Origin of the sequence: Saccharothrix longispora (assembly GCF_030852425.1) — a bacterium.
In the GTDB taxonomy this organism is placed as follows: domain Bacteria; phylum Actinomycetota; class Actinomycetes; order Mycobacteriales; family Pseudonocardiaceae; genus Actinosynnema; species Actinosynnema longispora.
This window is the reverse complement of record NZ_NSDM01000006.1, coordinates 264,681-284,290: the sequence shown is the minus strand read 5'-3', so window position 1 is coordinate 284,290 and position 19,610 is coordinate 264,681. Positions and strand designations below refer to the sequence as shown.

The following is a 19,610-nucleotide window of genomic DNA, read 5'->3' as shown; positions in this document are numbered from 1 at the left end:
CGGGCGCGCTGTTGTTGGATGGGGAGGTGACGAGCTTCGCGATCGTCGGCTCCGGCTGGCGGGCCGAGTACTTCTGGCGCCTCGCCACCGCCCTCGGGGACCCGGTCTGCGCCGGGGTCGTGTCCCGCGGCCCCAAGGACCTGCCGGTGCCCGTGTTCACCTCGCTGGACGAGTGCCTGGCCCGCGCGAAGCCCGACTTCGTCGTCACCGCCACGCCGTGGCGGGTCACACCGGGCCTCGTCGTCGAACTCGCGGAGCGCGGCGTGCCGGTGCTGGCCGAGACGCCGCCCGCGCCCGACCTCGACGGGCTGCGGCGGCTGTGGGCGGCGGTCGGGGCGAGCGGGCTGGTGCAGGTCGCCGAGCAGTACACCCGCATGCCCGCGCACGCCGCCCGGCTCGCCCTGGTGCGGTCCGGCACGATCGGCGACCCCACGCGGGCGGACGTGTCCTCCACGCACCAGTACCACGCCGTGTCGCTGATCCGGGCCTACCTCGGCGTCGGGCGCGGACCCGTCACCGTGCGCGCCACCCGGTCCACCGCGCCCCTGCTCGACCCGATCGACCGGTCCGGCTGGATCGCCGAGCCACGCGTCGCACCCGCCACCACGACCATCGCGACGCTCTCCTTCGAGGGCGGTGGCCTCGGCGTCTACGACTTCACCGACAACCAGTGGCACAACCAGCTGCTGACGCGCCGCCTGCTGGTGCGGGGCACGCTCGGCGAGGTCCGCGACCAGGAGGTCGTGCACCTCGCCGGCGACCGCACCATCACGCGCACCCCGCTCGTGCGCCGCCAGACCGGCTACGACCTCGACCTGGACGGCTACGACACCGACCACATCAGCCACGGCCCGACCGTCCTGTACCGCAACCCCTTCCAGGGACAGCGGTGGAACGACGAGGAGATCGCCATCGCCACCCTGCTGCGGGACACCGCGCGCTGGGTCGAGGACGCCGGCGAGCCCCCGTACCCGCTGGCCGACGGCGTCCACGACCACCGCGTCGCGCTGGCCGTCGAGGAAGCCGCCGACCACGACCGCACCACCACCGTCACCGAGGAGCCCTGGTCCTGATGCCCCTTGCCTCGCACCCGCTCGACGACGCCACCGCGGACGCGCTGCTCTCCCTGGCCGGCGCGTCGTGGGAGCGCGACGACCTGGACGCCTCCTGGGTGGCGGCCGGACTGCCGGCGACGCCCGTGGCGTGGCAGGTCCACGAGGAGATGGACTACCGGCTCGACGCGGGCGACCGGGCGTTCGTCGTCGGCATGGGGTTCGACCCCGACCGGGTGACCGCCTTCGCCGTCGCGTTCGCGGTGTTCCTGGAGGACGTCGTGGGCGAGGAGGACTTCTTCGACCACTTCGGCCCGCAGTGGGCCATCGACGCGGACGCCGGGCGCGACGCGTTCGACGCGCTGTTCCGCGCCGGGGTCGAGCGGGTGGCCGCGCGGCTGGGCGAACCGGTCGCCACCGGCACGCACGACGAGGCGTGGCACCACGCGGTGTGGCGCGCGGGGGACTGCCTGCTGGTCGTCGCGCAGGGCGAGGACTTCGACTCCTACGGCGTGGCCGACGACCTGAAGCTGTGGCTGGTCCGGCACCCGCAGGACGCGCCCGTGCCCGCCGGGGACGCCCTCTACGCGTTCCTGTGCGGCGACCCCACGCCGGCCTAGCGCGTCAACCAGACCCGCCACAGGCACGCCGGGTCGGACAGCGGGTCGCCGTGCACCAGGCTGAAGTGCGCGGGTCCGCCGACGACCAGCCGGCCCGCCGCCGGGTCGCCGAGCAGGTCGCCGCCGCGCCAGGTGAGCGCCGCCAGCGCCTCGTGCGGCGGCAGGCCGGCCCGGACGAGCGACTCCGCCTCCCACGCCAGCTGGTTCGCGCGCAGCGACCCGCCGCCGAAGTCCGAGCCGCCCGCGACGGCGACCCCGGCGGCGTGCGCCAGCCGCACGCCCTCTTCGGCGGCCTCCAGCCGCGCGCCGATGCCTGCCCGCGAGTCCGGTGCGGTGAACCGGTCCACCGCGGACGTCGAGGTGAACGTCAACCACGAGTGCAGCACCCCCAGCGTGGACACCAGGGTCGTGCCGGCGGCGGCCATCGCCCCGGCCGCGTCGCGGTCCAGCTCGAACCCGTGCTCGATGCTGTCCACCCCCGCCGCCGCCCCCACCCGCGCACCGTGCAGCGCGCCCGCGTGCGCCGCCACCTTCGCACCGCGCGCGTGCGCCTCGCGCACCAGCGCCGACACCTCGTCCGCGCTGAACGGCGGCGTGTCGCGGTCCGGGCCGTCGAGGTAGAGCTTGACCAGGTCCGCGCCGTCGTCGAGCTGCACCCGCGCCGCGTCGAGCAGGTCCGCGCCGTGCGCCACCTCGACCGCCAGGCCGTGCGGCAGCGCCCCGGTGCGCGCGATCCACGTGCCGGCGGCCCGCAGGTACGGCCGGTCCGCGCGGCCCGCCCACGCGTCGCGCAGCCGCAGGCTCAGCGCCCGCTCACCGCCCGTGGCGGGGTCCGGCCTGCGGGGCGCGCCGACGTCGCGCGCCCACCGGATGCCCGCGCGCACCATCAGCTCGCCGTTCTCCTCGGCGACGGCGAGCAGCTCCTCGCTCGGGTCGAAACCGCGCTGCACCCACTGCGCGCCGCCGGGCATGCTGAGGTGGGCGTGGGAGTCGACCATGCCGGGCACGAGCGTCGCCCCGGACGCGTCGACCACCCGCGCGCCCGCCGGTGCCGCCGGCCGGTCGCCCTCCCACAGTCCGGTGACCACGCCGTGCTCCACCAGCAGCGACACCCCGCGCCGCAGCGAGTCCGAGCGTCCGTCGGCCAGCGCCGCGCCCTCCAGCAGCACCACGTCGCCGTCGATCCGGGTCACGTTCCGCCTCCACGTCGTCCGCCGGCCCCGCGAGCCCACCCGTCCGTGCCGGCGCCTGCGGTCATCGTCCTGGCGCCGGTGGTCGGCCGCACGTCGGAGCCCCGTCGCCCGCTCGGTGTGGCGTGGTCCCGTCCCGTCACCGGGTCATCCGGGTGACGAGGAAGTCGAGCCGTTCCTCCTGGCCCTCCGGGGGGATGCGGCCGCTGTCGGACAGGACGGCCATGCCGTGCAACGCGCTCCAGGTGACCTCGGCGAACAGCTCGCGCCGCTCGTCGGACGGGGGGAAGCAGCCGACGAACTCGTCGAAGCAGGCCCGCAGCGGCGGTGGTGTCCCGGCGCTCGCGAACCTCAGGCCGGTGGGCAGGGTGAACATCGCCTGGTACAGGGCGGGGCGTTCGGCCGCGAACCCCAGGTAGGCGCGGCCGACGGCGTGCAGGGCCCGGTCGGGTCCGGGCGCGGCCGGGCGCGCGCGGCGCAGGTGGGCGGCGAGCTCGCCGAACCCGTCCAGGGCGACGGCGGTCACGATGGCGTCCTTGCCCTCGAAGTGGCTGTAGAGCACCGGCTGGCTGTACTCGACGCGTTCGGCCAGCCGCCGGGTCGTCACCGCCTCCCAGCCCTCGGTCTCCGCGAGTTCGCGCGCGGCCGCGACGATCAGCTGGTGGCGGTGGGCGCGTTCGCGCTCGCGGCGCTCGCTGGTGGCGGACATGGCGTCATGTTAGCAACGCTAGACATCCTGTCGTCGACAAGCTAGCGTCACTATAACTGCTAGCGGCGCTAGCTCGTCAGCGCTCCGCCAAGGGGGAATCCGTGCTCACCACCATCGCCACCGTGCTCGCCGGGCTGATCGGCGCGGGCATCATCGTCATCGGCGCGCGCGTCTTCTGGGCACCGCGCGCCGCGGTCGGTTTCGGCATCCCCGACACGCCGACCGAGGACCGCGTCTTCCAGGCCTGGCTGTCCGTCAAGGGCGTGCGGGACATCGCGTCCGGGGTTTTCGTCTTCGTCCTGGTGGTCGCGGCGACGCCCCGGGTGCTGGGCTGGTTCATGCTGGCCGCCGCCGGCATCCCCGTCGGCGACGCGCTGATCGTGCTGCGCGGCAACGGTCCCAAGGCGGCCGCCTACGGCATCCACGGCGCCACCGCCGCCGTGATGCTGGCCGTCGGCGCACTCCTCCTGCTCTCCTGACCCCGGGAGTCCAACCCCCAGGTCGCGCGACCTGGACGTAGAACTCACCGCGCTTGGGGGTTGGACTCCCGGGTGGGGTCAGGGGAGGAGGACGATCTTGCCCTGGCTGTGGCCGGACTCGGTCGTGCGATGCGCCTCGGGGGCGTCGGCCAGGGGGAAGGTCGCGCCGATGTCCACGGTGAACGAGTCGCGCGCCACCAGTTCGGCCACCTCGGCCAGTCGGGCCGGGTCGCGTTCGGACGCGCCGCTGAACACCACGCCGTGCTCGGCCGCACCGGGGTCGGCGATCGTCACGATCCGGTCGGTGGCGCCACCCCGCAGCTCGACCGAATCGGCCAGCGCGCCCCGGCCCGCCACGTCGAACACCGCGTCCACGCCGTCCGGCGCCAGCGCCCGCACCCGGTCCACGAGCCCGTCGCCGTAGGTCGTCGGCACCGCGCCCAACGCGGCCAGGCGCTCCTGGTTGCCGGCACCCGCCGTGCCGATCACGCGGATGCCCGACGCCAGCGCGATCTGCACGGCCAGGGCGCCGACCGCACCCGCCGCGCCGTGCACCAGCAACGTCTCGCCCGACTTCACGCCGAGCAGCCGCAGCACCCGGTCGCTGGTCTCCACGGCCACCGGCAGCGCCACCGCCCGCTCCCACGACAGCTCCGCGGGCTTGTGCGCGAACGACGAGGTGAGCGCCTGCTCGGCGTACGCGCCGCCGTCGCTGAACCCGAACACGGCGTCGCCCACCGACACCCCGGTCACGTCCGGGCCGACCGCGTCGACCTCGCCCGCCACCTCCGCGCCCAGCACGGCGGGCAGCGACACCGGGAACACGTCCCGCATCGCACCGGACCGGATCTTGCCGTCGAGCGGGTTCACGCCGATCGCGCGCGCCCGCACCCGGACCTGACCGGGACCGGGCTCGGGGGCGTCGACCTCGGCCACCCGCAGCACCTCGGGCCCGCCGAACTCCTCCAGCACAACGGCTTTCATCGTGGTTCCTCCTGCGTGGTGCGGTGGTGCGCGACGGCCCGTTCGATGGCCGACGCGGTGGTGATGAACGACTCGACCTGGTCCGCGCCCAGGGTGTGGGCGGTGACGCGGTCGAGTTCGGACCACAGGGCCGCCAGGGGGGTGCGCAGCGCCTGCCCCGCGTCGGTCAGGTGCACGTGCTGCACGCGCCGGTCGCGCTCGTCGGGCGTCCGGGTCAGCAACCCGGCGTCCTGCATGCGCCGCAACGACTTCGACACCGTCGAGTGGTCCAGGCCGACGGCGTCCAGCAGTTCCGACTGGGTCTGGCCGTCCCGGTCGAACAGCCGCATGAGCAGCAGTTCCTGACCGGGGTGCAGGCCCAGGTCGCGCAGCAGCGCGGCGGCGAAGCCGCGGTGCGCCCTGGCGAGGGTGACGATCGCGTAGCTCAACCTGCCGTTCGCGGCGGCACCAGGGCACGCGTCGCCCGGCTGCGCATCGCCCGACTGCGGGTCGCCTGGCTGTGCGCCGCTTGGCCGCGCGTCGCCCGGTTGCTCGGTCATCCGGCCCCCTCGGTGGTCCCGGAACCCACCGTACGCCGAAATGTGGCCGGCCACATGGTGGCGGCGTCACCCGCTCGGACCCGCGGAACAGGATGCCGACGCGTGATCACACCCGCCACCTGGTCGCGCCGGGCGGCTCGGCCTCCAGCGCGCCCGCGAACGCCTCCGCGATCGCCGGCACGTCCCACACCCCCCGCTCCAGCACGGGCTGCTTGACCGCGTACTGGGCGATGAGGTGCAGCTTGTCCGGCAGGAACCGCACGAGGTGGCCGGTGACGGCCCGGGAGAGGTCGCTGAGCAGGTAGGTGACGAGCGGTGCCATCAGGTCCGGCGTCTGCCCGGGCGAGCTGATGCCGTCGCGGCGCGGGTCGAGCTCCATCATCGGCGTCCACGCCAGCGGCGCGACGCCGTTCACCCGGACCTCCCGCTCGGCGAGCGCGCCCGCCCAGGACAGCGTCAGCGACGCCACCGCGCCCTTGGACGCCGAGTAGGCCGCCGCGTCCGCCCGGCCCAGCATCGCGCCGGACACCACGTTCACGATCGACCCGCCGCGCATGACCCGCGCGGCCTCGGTGCCGCAGTACAGCGTGCCCAGCACGTTGACCTCGACGACCCGCCGCAGCACCGCGGGGTCGTCGTCCCAGGGGTGCGCGAAGTGCGTGACGCCCGCGTTGTTCACCAGGCCGTCGAGCCCGCCGTAGGTGTCCGCGCAGAGCCGCACGAGCGAGGCGGCCCGCTCCGGGTCGGCCACCGACCCCTCGTGGGCGACGGCCTCGCCGCCCGCCGCCCGGATCGCCCCCGCGACCTCCTCGGCGCCCGCAACGTCGTTGACCACGACCCGCGCGCCCTCGGCCGCCGCGTGCCGCGCGTACGCCTCGCCCAGACCCCGGCCCGCGCCGGTCACCACCACGGCCTTGCCGTCGAGAATCCCCATGAGGTGATTCTCGCGCGCACAGGGGTGAGGCGTGGTAGGAATAAAGGTTGTATTCGCTCGAAAGAGCGGAATGCAGACACCTCAGTATAACACGGGGAGCAAGCGTGACAACAGGGGAATTGTCCGCGGAACGACGCCGCATCGCTTTCCTGCACGACCGGCTCGACCGGGAGCGCGCCGCCGCACAGGCCGGGCTGGACGCGGCGCTGCGCGACCCGCACGAGCAGCGCTGGCACCGCGAGGTGACCGTGCGGACGCTGTCCGAGCAGGTCAGCCGGTTGAAGGTGGCGGACGAGGGGCTGTGCTTCGGCCGCATCGACACCGCGGACGGCGAGCGCACCTACGTCGGCCGGGTCGGTTTGTTCGACGAGGAGGAGGACTGGGCGCCGCTGCTCACGGATTGGCGCGCACCCGCCGCCCGGCCGTTCTACACGGCGACCGCCGCCCGCCCCGAAGGCGTGGTCCTGCGCCGCCACTTCCACACGAAGGGGCGATTCCTGGAGAGTTTCCACGACGACGAGCTGGACATGACGTCGGCGGCGCTGCTGGCCGCCGTGAACGCACCCCGCGCGGAGGTGATGCGCGACATCGCGGCCACCATCCAGGCCGAGCAGGACGAGGTGATCCGCCTGCCGCACGAGGGCGTGCTGGTCATCGAGGGCGGGCCGGGCACCGGCAAGACGGCCGTGGCCCTGCACCGCGTCGCCTACCTGCTCTACACCCGGCGCGAGCGGCTGTCCCGGCAGGGCGTGCTGGTGGTCGGCCCGAACGCGGGCTTCCTGCGCCACATCTCGCGGGTGCTGCCGTCGCTGGGCGAGACGGACGTGGTGTTCGCGACGCCCGGCGAGCTGTTCCCCGGCGTGCGGACCGACCGCGAGGACACCCCGGCCCTCCAGGCGCTCAAGGGCGGTCTCGGGGCCGTCGACCTGGTGCGGGAGGCCATCGCCGACCGCGAGGAGCTGCCCGCCGAACCGGTGCCGGTGGAACTCGAGGACGTGGTGGTGGAGCTGACCGCGCCGATCGCCGCCGCAGCCCGCGACGTCGCCCGCGCGTCCGGGCTCAAGCACAACGAGGCGGGGCCGGTGTTCCACCGCGCCCTGGTGGACGGCCTGGTCGCGCCCGCGCTCTCGCTGATCGGCGAGGACTGGCCGGAACTGGCGGACGACGTGCGGCGCGAGCTGGCACGGCATCCCGACCTGCGCCGCGCGGCTTCGGCCCTGTGGCCGGTGCTCACGCCGCAGGAGCTGCTGGCCGACCTGTACGCGGGCCGGTGCGCCGCGCTGGGCCACCCGGGACTGCTGCGCGCCGACCCGGCGGCGTGGACGGTGTCGGACGTGCCGCTGCTGGACGAGGCGGCCGAGCAGCTGGGCGACGACGGCCGCGCCGAGCGGGCCGCCGAACGCGCCCGCCGCGCCGAGGTGGAGTACGCGCGGGGCGTGCTGGAGGTCGTGGACACCGACGCGGCGATGCACGAGGACGAGCTGCGCGCCGTGGACCTGGTCGACGCCGAGTGGCTGGCCGACCGGCACACCGAGGTGGACCACCGCGTGCTCGCCGACCGCGCCGCCGCCGACCGGGAGTGGACCTACGGCCACGTGGTGGTCGACGAGGCGCAGGAGCTGTCCGAGATGGACTGGCGCGTGCTGGCCCGCCGCAGCCCGAACCGCTCCATGACGATCGTCGGCGACCTGGCGCAGCGCCAGGCCGAGGCGGGCGTCCGGGCGTGGGGCCGGGTCCTGGACCGCTACGTGCCGAACCGCTGGCGCTACCGCCGCCTCACGGTCAACTACCGCACCCCGGCGGAGATCATGGACTTCGCCGCGCGGGCCCTGGCCGAGGCCGACCCCGCGGCGACCGCCCCGACCTCCATCCGCTCCGGCGAACCGCCGCTGGAGGTCGCCGGCGCGGACCCGGGGACGTTCCGGCCGTCGACGGGCACGTTCGCGGTGATCGGCGTGGACGGTCCCCTGACCCCGCGCGCGGCCAAGGGCCTGGAGTTCGACGTGGTCGTCGTGCTCGACCCGGAGCGCATGGCGCCGGCGGAGCGCTACGTCGCCCTGACCAGGGCGACCCGACGCCTGGTGGTGGTCCGCGACCCCGTCGTCAGGCGGTGATGCGCACCGAGCCGCTCATGCCACGCCCACCGGCCAGCCGCCGATCAGGGGCGCGTGCGAGACGGCCAGGTCCACCAGGTCCTGGCGCCTCGCCTCCGGCACGTTGGGCAGCTCCACCTTCAGCCGCGCCTCCACGTCGTACTTCTCCGCGCCCTCGTGGCGCAGGGTCACGCCGGCCGACACGGTGCAGCCGGAGGTGTCGTCGCCGCCGGAGGACGCGATCAGCACGATGCTCTGGTGCAGGCACGTGGCCAGCGCGGCGGCGTAGAGCTGTTCGGAGTTCCAGCCGCCGCCCGGGCCGCCCAGCTCCGGCGGGGCGGCCACGGGCAGTTCGGAGTCGTCGACCCGCACCGCGCCCGGTCCGGACACGGCGGTGGTGGAGTACAGGTTCGTCGCAGTCGTCACGGGCGGGTGAGTACCCCGCTCCACGGGGATTGCACCCGGACCGCCGTCATGCGAACGGATGACGCCGGTCCTACCGTGATCACGGACCTGGGGGCCGGCGGGACGAGCGGAAGGTGGCGGGATGGCGAGGTTGGCGGTCGGCGCGGTGCCCGGGGCGTTCGACGAGGCGGCGTCGGGCTACGACCTGCTGGTCGGCGCGAACCCGGACTACCACCGGGAGCTGCGGCGCTCCGCGACCGCGCTGGGCGTGCGCGACGGCGGGCGCGGGCAGCGGTTCCTGGACCTGGGCTGCGGCACGGGCGCGTCCACGGCGGCCCTGCTGGCGGCGGCCCCGCACGCGGAGGTGGTCGCGGTCGACGCGTCCGCCGGGATGCTCGACCGGGCGCGGCGCAAGCCGTGGCCGGACACGGTGACGTTCGTGCACGCCCGCGCCGAGGACCTGGCCGTGCGCGGGCCGTTCGACGGGGTGTTCGCCGCCTACCTGGTGCGCAACCTGGAGCAGCCGGACCCGGTGCTCGACGCGGTGCGCGGCCTGCTCAAGCCCGGCGGCCGGTTCGTGGCGCACGAGTACTCGGTGCGCGACTCGTGGGCGGCGACGGCGCTGTGGACGTTCGTCTGCTGGGCGGTGATCATCCCGAGCGGGGCGCTGGTCACCCGGTCGCCGAAGCTCTACACGTACCTGTGGCGCAGCGTGGTGGACTTCGACGGCGCGTCCGCCCTGCGCGACCGCCTGCGGTGCGTCGGGTTCACCGGCGTCCGCGCGCTGCCCGCGGCCGGGTGGCAGCGCGGCATCGTTCACACGTTCGTGGGCAAGGCTTGATACGCGACCGGAAGGCCGTCCGCGTTCCGGGGCCGACCGGGCGGGCGTCGTGCGACGGGAAGCGGGCCGTGGTCGTCGGCGGCGGCATCGCGGGGCTGGCCGCGGCGACGGTCCTGGCCGAGCGCGGCGCGCACGTGGTGCTGTGCGAACGGGAGGACCACCCGGGCGGGCGGGTGGGCGGCTGGGAGACGGTCCTGGCCGACGGCAGTCGCGTCACGATGACGCGGGGGTTCCACGCGTTCTTCCGGCAGTACTACAACCTGCGGTCACTGCTGCGCCGCGTCGACCCGACGGGTGACGCCCTGACGGCCATGCCCGACTACCCGCTGTGGCACGCCGGGGGGGCACCGCGAGGGCTTCGCCGGCCTGCCGCGCACCGCGCCCTGGAACGTCCTGGGCTTCCTGCTGCGCAGCCCGACGTTCCGGCCGCGCGACCTGGCCTCGGTGGACGCCCGCGCCGCCCTGCCGCTGCTCGACGTCTCCGTGCCCCGCGCCTACGACGAGCTGGACGCCCTCGACGCCGCCGGCGACCTGCGCCGCATCCGCTTCCCCGAGGCCGCCCACGCGCTGGCCTTCGAGGTCTTCTCGCGCAGCTTCTTCGCCCACCCGAGCCGCATGTCGGCCGCCGAGCTGGCGACCATGTTCCACATCTACTTCCTGGGCTCCAACGAGGGCCTGCTGTTCGACGCGGCGGCCGACCCGTTCCCGCACTCCCTGTGGGACCCGCTGGCCCGCTACCTGACCGGGCGCGGCGTCACCGTGCGCACCGGCACGCCCGTGCGGCGCGTCTCCCGCGGCTTCACCGTCGAGCTGGACGACGACGCGCTGACCGCCGACGCCGTGGTGCTGGCCGCCGACGTGAACGGCCTGCGCGACCTCGTGGAGGACTCGGACCTGGCCACGCCGGAGTGGCGGGCGGACGTCAAGGCCCTGGACACCGCCCCGCCGTTCCTGGTCTCCCGCTACTGGCTCGACCGCCCGGTGCGGCGCGACCGGCCGGGGTTCCTCGGCACCAGCGGCTACGACCTGCTGGACAACCTCACCGTGCTGGACGCCTACGAGCACGAGGCCCGCGCCTGGGCGGCCCGCACCGGCGGCGCCGTGGTCGAGCTGCACGGCTACTCGCTGCCCGACGGCGTCACCGGGCAGGAGGCCCGCGCCCGCCTCCTGGCCCAGCTGCACGAGGTCTACCCGGAGACCCGGGCGGCGCGCGTCGTCGACGAGCGCCACGAGCTGCGCGCCGACTGCCCCCTGTTCCCGCCGGGCGGCCGGCCGACCCGGCCGGCCGTGCGCACCCCGGAACCGGGCCTGGTGCCGGCGGGCGACCTGGTCCGCGTGGACCTCCCGGTCGCCCTGATGGAACGCGCGGCGACCACCGGGTTCGCCGCCGCCAACCACCTGCTGTCGGACTGGGGCGTGGCGGGCACCGACCTGCGGACCGTGCCGACCGCGGGGCGGGGCCCGGTCCTGCGCACCCTCGCCCGCCGGTTCGGCCGGGCCCCGGTCGCCTGAGGCGGGGCCGTCACGCCCGCCGGCCCACCAGCGACTCGCCCAGCGCCGTCAGCGAGTGCACGGTCTTGCGGCCGAGGCGGGCCGTGCGCACCAGCCCCGCCGCGCGCAGCACCCCGGTGTGCCTGCTGACCGACGCGGCCGACGTGCCGAGCCGGCGGGCCAGCTCGGTGGTGCCCGCGCCGCTGCGCACGCCGCGCAGCACGGCCCCGCGCGTCGGCCCCAGCAGCGCGTCCAGGCAGTCGCCGCGGACCGCGGTCACGGCGTTCAGCCGCTCGACCGGGTACACCAGCACCGGCGCCGGGTCGTCCCGCACCACGGCCCGGCCGTGGCAGAAGTAGGACGGCAGCAGCCGCAGCCCGCGCCCGCGCAGGTGCAGCTCGCCGCCCGGCGCGCAGTCCACCACCAGCACCGGCGGCTCCCAGCGGGCGTGCGGGAGGAACCCGGACAGCAGGCCGTGCACGCCGCCGTCGAGCAGGTCGTGGGCGCGGCGCGCCCGGTCGGCGTCCACGCTCTCCCGCACCGCCGCCGCCCACGGCGCGACGAGCACGCCGTGCAGGGTGGTCACCACCTCGGCTGGCACGGACGGGGCCACCGGGCACGGGCCGTCCGCCAGCAGGCGCACCAGGGCGGCGGCGGGCCCGCCGAGGCGGGCCAGGTCGCCGCGCACCACCCGCTCCCACCGCCGGAACGGCGGCGGTCGGTCCCGCAGCCGCCGACCGGCCAGCGCCACCTCCCACAGCGGGTCGGCGGCCGATGCCACCGACACGCGCGCGAGGTCGTCCTTGTCGAAGAAGATCCGCAGCACGACGTCCCCCCGAACCTCGGTCTCCACCTTGTTATCGGCAGGGGCCGAACGCACGTTTCCGCTGTACCGCAAAAGGGTGCCGAGGTTGGGCCGTTCGAGGCATGCTCTGTCCCGTTCGAACACCGCACCACAGAGGGGGAGACATGAAGGCGATCACGACACTGGCGCTGACCGCGGCCGCGGCGGCGATGCCCGTCGCACTCCTGGCGGCGCCGGCGCAGGCCGCGCCCGTCGACGGCGCGTCGACCGAGCGGCACGCGTCCTGCGGCACCAACGGCCCGAACCTGGACTCCAGGAACAGCTCGGGAGCCACGTCGGGCGCGCGCCTCCGCACCGGCTCGGACACGGGCTGTACGAGCCGGGGGTCGAGCCAGCCGTCGGACGGCCTCGACTACTACTGCTACACCGTGGGCAACGACGGCATGACCTGGACGTTCCTGCGCAACACCAGGACCGGCGTGGTCGGCTGGACGCGGGACGACCTGCTGTCGGACGGCGGCAGCACCGTGCACTGCGGCTTCTGACCCACCACGTCGGCGGGGCGCCCCTCGGACCGGTCACGAGGGGTGCCCCGCCGGCTCGGCACCACTGCCGGCTCAGCACCACACCAGCCGGGCCCGTGCCCCGTCACCGCGCGCGAACAACCTCGCGGCGCGCTCCGGGTCGCGCAGGCTCATCCGCACCCGCCGCTCCACGCCGACGACCTCGGCCCGGTCGGGGAACGCCATGCCCCACGCGGCGACGTCGGCGTCCTCGCGGTCGCCGTACTAGCGCACCACGGCGAACAGCCGGGGCACGTCGTCGGAGACCGGCTCCGCCACGAACTCGTCGTAAGAATCCATGCCGCCGGATGCTAGGCATAATGCCGCGCATTTCCGCGTAGCCGGACGCTGCACGATCGGGTGATCGTGAAGTTCGCCCGCCGGGACGATGTCGAAGGCAGGGCGAGGAGCGGAGGACCGTCGGTGCGACCGACCGTGCGCAGCCGGAGGCTGGGCGGCAAGCTGGGGACCTACCGGAGGGGCAGCGGCCTGTCGGGCACCGAGCTGGCCGCGCGGCTCGGCATCCACCAGGCCACCTGGTCGAAGGTGGAGTCGGGCAAGGCCAAGGCGTCGCCGGCCGTCCTCGCCAGGGCGGTGGAGGAACTGGGCATCCCCGGCGACGTCGCCGCCCAGCTGACCGAACTGCGCCGCAAGGCCGACGAGGCGGGCTGGTGGCAGGACTACGGCGACATCCTCTCCGAGGCCGTGCAGATGCTCATCGAGCTGGAGGCCGACGCCTCCTGGATTCGCACGTACGAGGGAGAGGTCATCCCCGGCCTGTTGCAGACCCGCGACTACGCCGAGCAGGTCATCGCGGCCGGTGCGCCGCACATGAGGGCCGCCGACATCGACCGCTACCTGGAACTGCGCATGCGGCGGCGGGAGCGGCTCGGCCAGGGGCCGAGGCTGACCGCCATCATCGGCGAGGCCGCCATCCGGCAGCAGGTCGGCGGTCCTGACGTGCTGCGCGACCAACTGCGCCACATCGTCGAGGTGATCCGCGGGCGGGATGTGACGGTGCAGGTCGTGCCGTTCAGCGCCGGTGCCCACGCCGCGCTCGGCGAGTCGTTCGTGATCATCCAGTGGCCCGACGAGGCCGATCCGCAAGCCGTGTACGTCGACGGCGTGACATCCTGGACGGTGCACGAGCGCAGCGGTGTCATTCGCAGCTACCTGCACGCGATCGCCTCGGTGCAGAGCCGCGCCCTGCCGCCGCGCGCGTCACTGGACCTCATCGACGACCTGATCGAGGAGCTGCGATGAACACCGGGTCCTGGCGCAGGAGCAGCCACAGCACGGCCACCGGCAACTGCGTGGAGGTCGCCCGCACGACCGGCGGCGTGCTCCTGCGGGACAGCAAGCAGCCGGCCGTCGGCGTCGTCACCGTCCCGGACCGGTCCTGGGCCGCGTTCCGCGCCGCCGTGGCCCCCGGGTCCTGACCCTCGGCGCCTCGTCCTCAGCGCCTCGTCCTCAGCGCACCCGCGACCAGTACACCGCCCCCTCCAGCAGCGCCGACAGCCCGACCAGGAAGTGGGGCAGGTCGTCCTTGTGCAGCCGGGCGGTCAGGTGGTCGGCGGTGACGGTGACCTGCTCGCGCTCCTTCGGCCGCGACCTCCGGTGCAGCCGCACCAGGTAGCCCACGACGAGCGCCTCCACGCCCGGCAGCAGGCTCTTGGGCAGGTGGTCGATGCTCCGCGGCAGGTCCAGCCGGACCACGACGCGCCCGCGGTCCTTGGTGATGCCCAGGAGGCCGGGCAGCGCGTGGTCCGCCGCGAGCTCGGCCGAGACGGTCTGCTGTGCCATGACGAACGACCGTGCCAGATGGACCGGCCGGGCAGAATCCCCGACCGCGACCCGCAACCCGTTCGGAACAGTGCGGTCCACGTCGCGGGGAATGGGCGCGGGGAATGGGGCGCCGGAACGCGTCAGCCGGGGAAGCGGCCCGTCGTGCGCAACCGGTACCGGCGTTCGGCGTAGGCCAGGTCGTCCTTCCACAGGCGCGCCGCCGCCCACTTCATCAACGGGCGGATGGCCGGGGCGACCGGGAGGGCCTTGGTGAAGCCGGGCCGGTCCGAGTAGGCGATGGTGGCCTCGACGACCGCCGTCCGCGCGGAACCGTCCGCGGCCGGGGCCAGTGGCGTCGCGTGCGTCTCCACGACGCTGCCCGCGCCCTCGCCCTGCACGATGTGCATGACGATCGTGCGCGGCTCGGGGCAGGTGAAGGCGGCCACCACGGGTACGCCGATCTTCCCGACGAGCTTGAACGTCACCTCGACGAGGAAGCGGTCGTCCTCCTCGGTCGGCGTCTCCAGCACGGTGAGGTCGGCGAACGAGTAGGGGTGGAACCAGGCGCCGTGCCACGGGTCGAGCCGGTTGGCCACGACGTCCTCCGGCTCGCACCGGCCGATCACGGTGGCCACCGCGTCCAGCGACCCGGCGGGCGGGCGCTCCGGCAGCACGGGCAGCGGCAACGGCTCCTCGCCGCCCACGTCGTCCAGCCGCACCCACACCAGCACGCCGTCGTCGTGCGCCGGGTACGGGCTCCACGCGCCGAACTTGCGCGACCCCAGCGCCAACCCGTGCCACCGGCACACCAGCTCGCCCCGGTGCACGGCCCCGTCGCACAGCGGCGCGCCCAGGTGCGGGCACGAGCCCGGTCCGGCCAGCACCGACGGGCCCGACCGCCACGCCACCACCTCGACGCCGGCGATCGTGCGGCCGAACGGCTCGTCCGCGGTGACCTCGCGGCTGGCCGCCAGCACGAACCAGTTGCCCGACGGCCTGGCCGTGGCGCGCTTCAGCGCGGCCTCGATCAGCGCGGGCTTCGCGTCCCGCCAGGTGGGTTCCTGCTCCGGCCACGGCTTGGCGGCGAAGCGGCGCAGCGGCATGGACATGCGGTTCTCCAGATCAGGCGAGGACGGCGCGGGCCAGGGCGGGCAGGGCGATCGCCAGCCGCCTGCCGTTGGACACGGTGACCCGGCGGGACAGCACGTCGTAGTCGGCGCGCTCGACGAGGTCCAGGATGCGCCCGTACAGCCGGTACGCGGTGGCCACGCACGGCCGGGACGCGGGGGAGAGCATCGGGATGCCCGGTGCGGCGTCGCGGTAGATCGACCGCGTCCGCTCGACCTGGAACGCCAGTGCCCGCTTGATCCTCGGGTCGGTGCGCCCGGTGCGGCGCGCCCACAGCAGCAGCTCCCGGTCCACGTCGAACGACGCCAGCTCCTCGGTCGGCAGGTACACCCGGCCCCGGTCGAGGTCCTCGCCCACGTCGCGCAGGAAGTTCGTCAGCTGGAACGCCACGCCCAGCGCCGCCGCCGCCGGCTCGGCCTCCGCGCGCGGCACGGACGTGCCCAGCACCGGCAGCACCTGCAACCCGATCACCGCCGCCGACCCGTGCACGTACCGCGCCAGGTCGGCGTACGTCCCGTAGGAGGTGACCGTGAGGTCCATCCGCATCGAGGTCATGAAGTCCTCGAACAGGGAGGGGTCGATGTCGTAGCGGCGGGCGGTGTCCACCACGGCGGCGACCACCGGGTCGTCGCTGCGGCCCTCGGCCAGGCCGACCGCCAGCTTCTCCTCCACAGTGGACAGTTGGGCGGCGCGCTCGGCGGGCGTGCGGCCGTCGTGCACCTCGTCCACGACGTCGTCCGCCCACCGGGCGAAGCCGTACAGCGCGTGGATCGCCGGCCGGCGCTCGCGGGGCAGCAGCCGGGTGGCCAGGTAGTAGGTGCGGCCGTGCTCGGCGTTGAGCGCGCGGCAGCGCTGGTAGGCCAGCCGCAGCCCGGGGTCCGTTATGGCGGCGGCGTCGAGTTCCCGATCGACCGACATGGCGTCCTTCCGCAGGGTTCGCGACCACGCTAGGACCACCCGGCGCGCTCCGCACAACGGGTGGCGCCGGGCCGGGTCGATCACCGGCCGCCGTTCCATCGTGCAGAACGTTCAGCGTGCTGATTAGCTCGATCGGTGATCGCAGGCGTCGGGAGGGGCACGATGACGTTGGTTTCCAGGGCACGTCCCGGCACGAGGCCGGCGTTCGACGACGGTCTCCTGCCCCGGCTGCACGGGGAGCTGGAAGCTTTTCTCGCGCGCGCGCCCGACCTGGCGCCCGACCTGACCGACGCGCTCGCCCGGCTGCTGCTCTCCGGCGGCAAGCGGGTGCGCCCGACGTTCGCGTGGTGGGGGTGGCGCGCCGCGGGCGGCCCGGTCGACGGATCGCGGGCCGACGTGGCGGTGCGCGCGCTGATCGCGCTGGAGCTGCTCCAGGGCTGCGCGCTGGTGCACGACGACGTGATGGACCGGTCGGCGACCCGGCGCGGCCGGCCGACCGCGCACGTCGCGTTCGCCGCGCGCCACCACCGGGGCCGGTGGGCGGGCGACTCCCGGCACTACGGCGACAGCGCCGCAGTCCTGGTCGGCGACCTGGCGCTGGCGTGGGCCGACGACGCGCTCGTCACCGCCGGGCTGGACGGCGCGGCGCTGGCGCGGGCGTGGGTGCCGTGGCAGGCGATGCGCACCGAGATGATCGCCGGTCAGCACCTCGACCTGCTCGCGGGCGCGCGGCGCGAGGAGTCGCTGGAGAAGGCGCTCACCGTGGCCAGGCTCAAGACCGCCGCCTACACCGTCGAACGGCCGCTGCACCTGGGCGCGGCGATGGCCGGCGCGCCCGCGCACCTGGTGGACGCGCTGCGCTCGTACGGCCGGGACGTCGGCGTGGCGTTCCAGCTGCGCGACGACCTGCTCGGCGTGTTCGGCGACCCGGCCGTCACCGGCAAGCCCGCCGGCGACGACCTGCGCGACGGCAAGCGGACCGCGTTGATGGCGCTCGCGCTGGGCCTGGCCCGCAGCGCCGGCCGCCCGGACGCGGCCCGCGTGCTGCGGGACTGCCTGGAGGGGCACGAGGTGACCGACGGGACCGTGCTGGAGGTGCGCGCGCTGCTGTGGGAGCTGGGCGCGGTCGACGCGGTGGAGGAGCGGATCGGCTCGCTCACCGGCCTCGCGCTCCAGGCCCTCGACCAGGTCGAGCTGGACGAGCCGGTGAGCGCCGCGCTGGGCGCCCTGGCCGCCACCGCGACCGATCGGAGGAGGTGACGTGGTGCGCGTCGTGCGTGGTCGCACCGATTCGGTGGTCGTGGTGGGCGCGGGGCTGGCCGGGCTGTCGGCGGCCCTGCACCTGCGCGGGGCGGGGCACGAGGTGACCGTCGTGGAACGGCTCGCCCACCCCGGCGGGCTGGCCGGGCGGCTGGACGTCGCCGGGCACTCGATCGACACCGGGCCGACCGTCCTCACCATGCCGGAGCTGCTGGACGAGGCGCTGGGCGCGGTCGGCCAACGGCTGGCAGACCGGGTCGAGCTGCTGCCGCTGCACCCGGCCTACCGGGCGTGCTTCGCCGACGGGAGCGCGCTCGACGTGCACACCGGCGCCGAGGCGATGGAGGCCGCCGTGCGCGAGTTCGCCGGCGACCGCGAGGCCGCCGGGTACCGCGACCTGCGGGCGTGGCTGACGAGGCTGCACGAGGTGCAGCGCGACCGGTTCATCGGGGCGAACTTCGACAGCCCGCTGGACCTGCTGGGCCGCGACCTGGCGTCGTTGGCGGCGCTGGGCGGGTTCGGCACCCTGGACCGGGCGGTGGGTCGGTTCCTGCGCGACCCGAGGCTGCGCCGGGTGTTCACGTTCCAGGCGCTGTACGCGGGGGTCGCGCCGGGGAGCGCGCTCGCGGCGTACGCGGTGATCGCCTACATGGACACCGTGGCGGGCGTGTGGTTCCCGCGAGGGGGCATGCGCGCCGTGCCGCGGGCCCTGGCGGACGCGGCGGCCGACGCGGGCGTGCGGTTCCGCTACGGGACCGAGGTCACGCGGCTGGAGTTCGCCGGGGACCGGGCGCGGGCGGTGGTCACGCCGGACGAGCGGTTGCCGTGCGACGCGGTCGTGCTGGCGGCCGGCCCCGCGCAGACGGCCCGGCTGCTGGGCGCGCGGGCCCGCCGCCGCCCGGTGCCGACCCGGTGGTCCCCGTCGGCGGTGGTGGTGCACCTGAGCGGGCCGCGCGAGCGGGACGTCGCGCACCACACCATCTCGTTCGGGGACGCGTGGGAGGGGACGTTCGACGAGATCGTGGACCGCGGCGAGCTGATGAGCGACCCGTCGCTGCTGCTCACCACGCCGTCGGCGACCGATGCGGCGCTGGCGCCCGCCGACCGGCACCTGCACTACGTGCTGGCGCCGTGCCCGAACCTCGACGCCGGGCCGTTCGACTGGGACCGGTTCGGGGACGAGTACGCCGACCGGGTCGTGGCGGAGCTGGTCGACCGGAAGCTCCTCGCCGACGACGTCACCAGGTTGTCGCTGACCACGCCGGACGACTGGGCGCGGTCCGGGCAGGCGGCGGGGACGCCGTTCTCGGCGGCGCACACGTTCGCCCAGACCGGCCCGTTCAGGGCGGGGAACCTGCCCTCGCGGCGCGGCAACGTGGTGTTGGCGGGCAGTGGCACCACGCCGGGTGTGGGCATCCCGCCGGTGCTCATCTCGGGCCGGTTGGCCGCCGAACGCCTCCGCGCGTGAGCGAGCGGGCCGACCCGACCGGGTCGGGTCGGCCCGACCGCGTCAACTGGGCGTGGGGGGCTCCGGCGTCGGGGGGATCGGCGGCTCGGTGCCGGGCGCGGGGTCGGGGTCCGGGTGCCGGTGGGGCGGTTTCGGTGGCAGGGGGACCGGGCCCGGGGTCGGCGGCAACGGGCGGTCCGGGGGTTCTGGCTGCACCATGTCTACCTCCTGGGTGGTGGGCTACCCGATCACCGCGGCGTTCAGACACCCGGGTGACGGCGCCGCGCCGGCACTGCGGCAGGCGGGTGATCACGGCGTCACCACCGGGTGAACGGGGGACCGCGGTCGGCCCGGTGGCGGATACCGT

21 protein-coding genes and 1 pseudogene are annotated in these 19,610 nt (G+C 75.2%); 11 read left to right on the top strand and 11 right to left on the bottom strand.

The window, feature by feature from the left end:
• Nucleotides 1-26 precede the first annotated feature (26 nt).
• The gene (locus tag CKY47_RS16585; protein WP_306746717.1) at nucleotides 27-1,073 is read left to right on the top strand and encodes a Gfo/Idh/MocA family protein; all 1,047 of its coding nucleotides are present in this window, start codon (nucleotides 27-29) and stop codon (nucleotides 1,071-1,073) included.
• Nucleotides 1,073-1,672, top strand: a complete 600-nt coding sequence (locus CKY47_RS16580) for a hypothetical protein (protein WP_306746716.1) — start codon at nucleotides 1,073-1,075, stop codon at nucleotides 1,670-1,672. The genes CKY47_RS16585 and CKY47_RS16580 overlap by 1 nt, the downstream gene beginning before the upstream one ends.
• On the opposite strand, the gene CKY47_RS16575 is transcribed toward CKY47_RS16580, so the two are convergent.
• Entirely contained in the window at nucleotides 1,669-2,865 is a 1,197-nt protein-coding gene (locus CKY47_RS16575) for an amidohydrolase family protein (protein WP_306746715.1), read from the bottom strand. The genes CKY47_RS16580 and CKY47_RS16575 overlap by 4 nt on opposite strands.
• Before the next feature lie 136 nt (nucleotides 2,866-3,001).
• A complete protein-coding gene (locus CKY47_RS16570; RefSeq protein WP_306746714.1) occupies nucleotides 3,002-3,571 on the bottom strand; it encodes a TetR/AcrR family transcriptional regulator in 570 nt (189 codons plus the stop codon).
• 101 nt (nucleotides 3,572-3,672) lie between these two features.
• Between CKY47_RS16570 and CKY47_RS16565 the strand changes: the two genes are divergently transcribed.
• Nucleotides 3,673-4,050 carry a DUF4267 domain-containing protein gene (locus tag CKY47_RS16565; RefSeq protein ID WP_306746713.1) on the top strand — a complete coding sequence of 126 codons (378 nt, stop codon included), beginning with the start codon at nucleotides 3,673-3,675 and terminating at the stop codon, nucleotides 4,048-4,050.
• A 78-nt stretch (nucleotides 4,051-4,128) separates the two neighbouring features.
• Here the strand turns inward: CKY47_RS16565 and CKY47_RS16560 are convergent, their stop codons facing one another.
• The 3 genes from CKY47_RS16560 to CKY47_RS16550 all read right to left on the bottom strand — a co-directional run bounded on the left by CKY47_RS16560 (nucleotide 4,129) and on the right by CKY47_RS16550 (nucleotide 6,507).
• Nucleotides 4,129-5,034, bottom strand: coding sequence for an NADP-dependent oxidoreductase (locus CKY47_RS16560; protein WP_306746712.1), 906 nt, complete (start codon nucleotides 5,032-5,034; stop codon nucleotides 4,129-4,131).
• Nucleotides 5,031-5,573, bottom strand: a complete 543-nt coding sequence (locus tag CKY47_RS16555; RefSeq protein ID WP_306746711.1) for a MarR family winged helix-turn-helix transcriptional regulator — start codon at nucleotides 5,571-5,573, stop codon at nucleotides 5,031-5,033. Before CKY47_RS16555 ends, CKY47_RS16560 begins: the two co-directional genes overlap by 4 nt.
• Nucleotides 5,574-5,679: 106 nt before the next feature.
• Nucleotides 5,680-6,507, bottom strand: coding sequence for an SDR family NAD(P)-dependent oxidoreductase (locus CKY47_RS16550; RefSeq protein WP_306746710.1), 828 nt, complete (start codon nucleotides 6,505-6,507; stop codon nucleotides 5,680-5,682).
• Between the two features lie 104 nt (nucleotides 6,508-6,611).
• Between CKY47_RS16550 and CKY47_RS16545 the strand changes: the two genes are divergently transcribed.
• Nucleotides 6,612-8,621: a UvrD-helicase domain-containing protein gene (locus tag CKY47_RS16545; protein ID WP_306746709.1), complete on the top strand. Its 2,010-nt coding sequence runs from the start codon at nucleotides 6,612-6,614 to the stop codon at nucleotides 8,619-8,621.
• Between the two features lie 15 nt (nucleotides 8,622-8,636).
• Here CKY47_RS16545 and CKY47_RS16540 read toward each other — a convergent pair whose 3' ends face one another.
• Nucleotides 8,637-9,026, bottom strand: a complete 390-nt coding sequence (locus CKY47_RS16540) for an OsmC family protein (protein WP_306746708.1) — start codon at nucleotides 9,024-9,026, stop codon at nucleotides 8,637-8,639.
• Nucleotides 9,027-9,147: 121 nt separating this feature from the next.
• On the opposite strand from CKY47_RS16540, the gene CKY47_RS16535 reads away from it, so the two are divergent.
• Together CKY47_RS16535 and CKY47_RS16530 are read left to right on the top strand one after the other, a co-directional pair.
• Nucleotides 9,148-9,846: a class I SAM-dependent methyltransferase gene (locus CKY47_RS16535; protein ID WP_306746707.1), complete on the top strand. Its 699-nt coding sequence runs from the start codon at nucleotides 9,148-9,150 to the stop codon at nucleotides 9,844-9,846.
• Nucleotides 9,762-11,358: pseudogene (locus CKY47_RS16530) on the top strand (FAD-dependent oxidoreductase). Before CKY47_RS16535 ends, CKY47_RS16530 begins: the two are co-directional and overlap by 85 nt.
• A 10-nt stretch (nucleotides 11,359-11,368) precedes the next feature.
• Here the strand turns inward: CKY47_RS16530 and CKY47_RS16525 are convergent.
• Nucleotides 11,369-12,190, bottom strand: coding sequence for an ArsR/SmtB family transcription factor (locus CKY47_RS16525; protein ID WP_306746706.1), 822 nt, complete (start codon nucleotides 12,188-12,190; stop codon nucleotides 11,369-11,371).
• Nucleotides 12,191-12,306: 116 nt separating this feature from the next.
• Between CKY47_RS16525 and CKY47_RS16520 the strand changes: the two genes are divergently transcribed.
• Complete coding sequence (locus CKY47_RS16520) at nucleotides 12,307-12,687, top strand: SH3 domain-containing protein (protein WP_306746705.1); 381 nt, start codon at nucleotides 12,307-12,309, stop codon at nucleotides 12,685-12,687.
• A 72-nt stretch (nucleotides 12,688-12,759) separates the two neighbouring features.
• On the opposite strand, the gene CKY47_RS16515 is transcribed toward CKY47_RS16520, so the two are convergent.
• Nucleotides 12,760-12,891, bottom strand: a complete 132-nt coding sequence (locus tag CKY47_RS16515) for a hypothetical protein (protein WP_306746704.1) — start codon at nucleotides 12,889-12,891, stop codon at nucleotides 12,760-12,762.
• Between the two features lie 237 nt (nucleotides 12,892-13,128).
• On the opposite strand from CKY47_RS16515, the gene CKY47_RS16510 reads away from it, so the two are divergent.
• Entirely contained in the window at nucleotides 13,129-13,968 is an 840-nt protein-coding gene (locus CKY47_RS16510; protein WP_306746703.1) for a helix-turn-helix domain-containing protein, read from the top strand.
• Nucleotides 13,965-14,144, top strand: a complete 180-nt coding sequence (locus tag CKY47_RS16505) for a DUF397 domain-containing protein (RefSeq protein WP_306746702.1) — start codon at nucleotides 13,965-13,967, stop codon at nucleotides 14,142-14,144. The genes CKY47_RS16510 and CKY47_RS16505 overlap by 4 nt, the downstream gene beginning before the upstream one ends.
• Nucleotides 14,145-14,175: 31 nt before the next feature.
• Here the strand turns inward: CKY47_RS16505 and CKY47_RS16500 are convergent, their stop codons facing one another.
• The 3 genes from CKY47_RS16500 to CKY47_RS16490 all read right to left on the bottom strand — a co-directional run bounded on the left by CKY47_RS16500 (nucleotide 14,176) and on the right by CKY47_RS16490 (nucleotide 16,536).
• Nucleotides 14,176-14,508 (bottom strand): hypothetical protein, encoded by a 333-nt coding sequence (locus CKY47_RS16500; RefSeq protein ID WP_306746701.1) that lies wholly within the window; start codon nucleotides 14,506-14,508, stop codon nucleotides 14,176-14,178.
• 122 nt (nucleotides 14,509-14,630) lie between these two features.
• The gene (locus tag CKY47_RS16495; RefSeq protein WP_306746700.1) at nucleotides 14,631-15,599 is read right to left on the bottom strand and encodes a Rieske (2Fe-2S) protein; all 969 of its coding nucleotides are present in this window, start codon (nucleotides 15,597-15,599) and stop codon (nucleotides 14,631-14,633) included.
• A 13-nt stretch (nucleotides 15,600-15,612) separates the two neighbouring features.
• Nucleotides 15,613-16,536 carry a phytoene/squalene synthase family protein gene (locus tag CKY47_RS16490; protein WP_306746699.1) on the bottom strand — a complete coding sequence of 308 codons (924 nt, stop codon included), beginning with the start codon at nucleotides 16,534-16,536 and terminating at the stop codon, nucleotides 15,613-15,615.
• Between the two features lie 162 nt (nucleotides 16,537-16,698).
• Here CKY47_RS16490 and CKY47_RS16485 point away from each other — a divergent pair, with 162 nt between their 5' ends.
• Nucleotides 16,699-17,796: a polyprenyl synthetase family protein gene (locus tag CKY47_RS16485; protein WP_306746698.1), complete on the top strand. Its 1,098-nt coding sequence runs from the start codon at nucleotides 16,699-16,701 to the stop codon at nucleotides 17,794-17,796.
• Nucleotides 17,797-17,800: 4 nt separating this feature from the next.
• Nucleotides 17,801-19,264 (top strand): phytoene desaturase family protein, encoded by a 1,464-nt coding sequence (gene crtI, locus CKY47_RS16480; protein WP_306746823.1) that lies wholly within the window; start codon nucleotides 17,801-17,803, stop codon nucleotides 19,262-19,264.
• Nucleotides 19,265-19,610 lie beyond the last annotated feature (346 nt).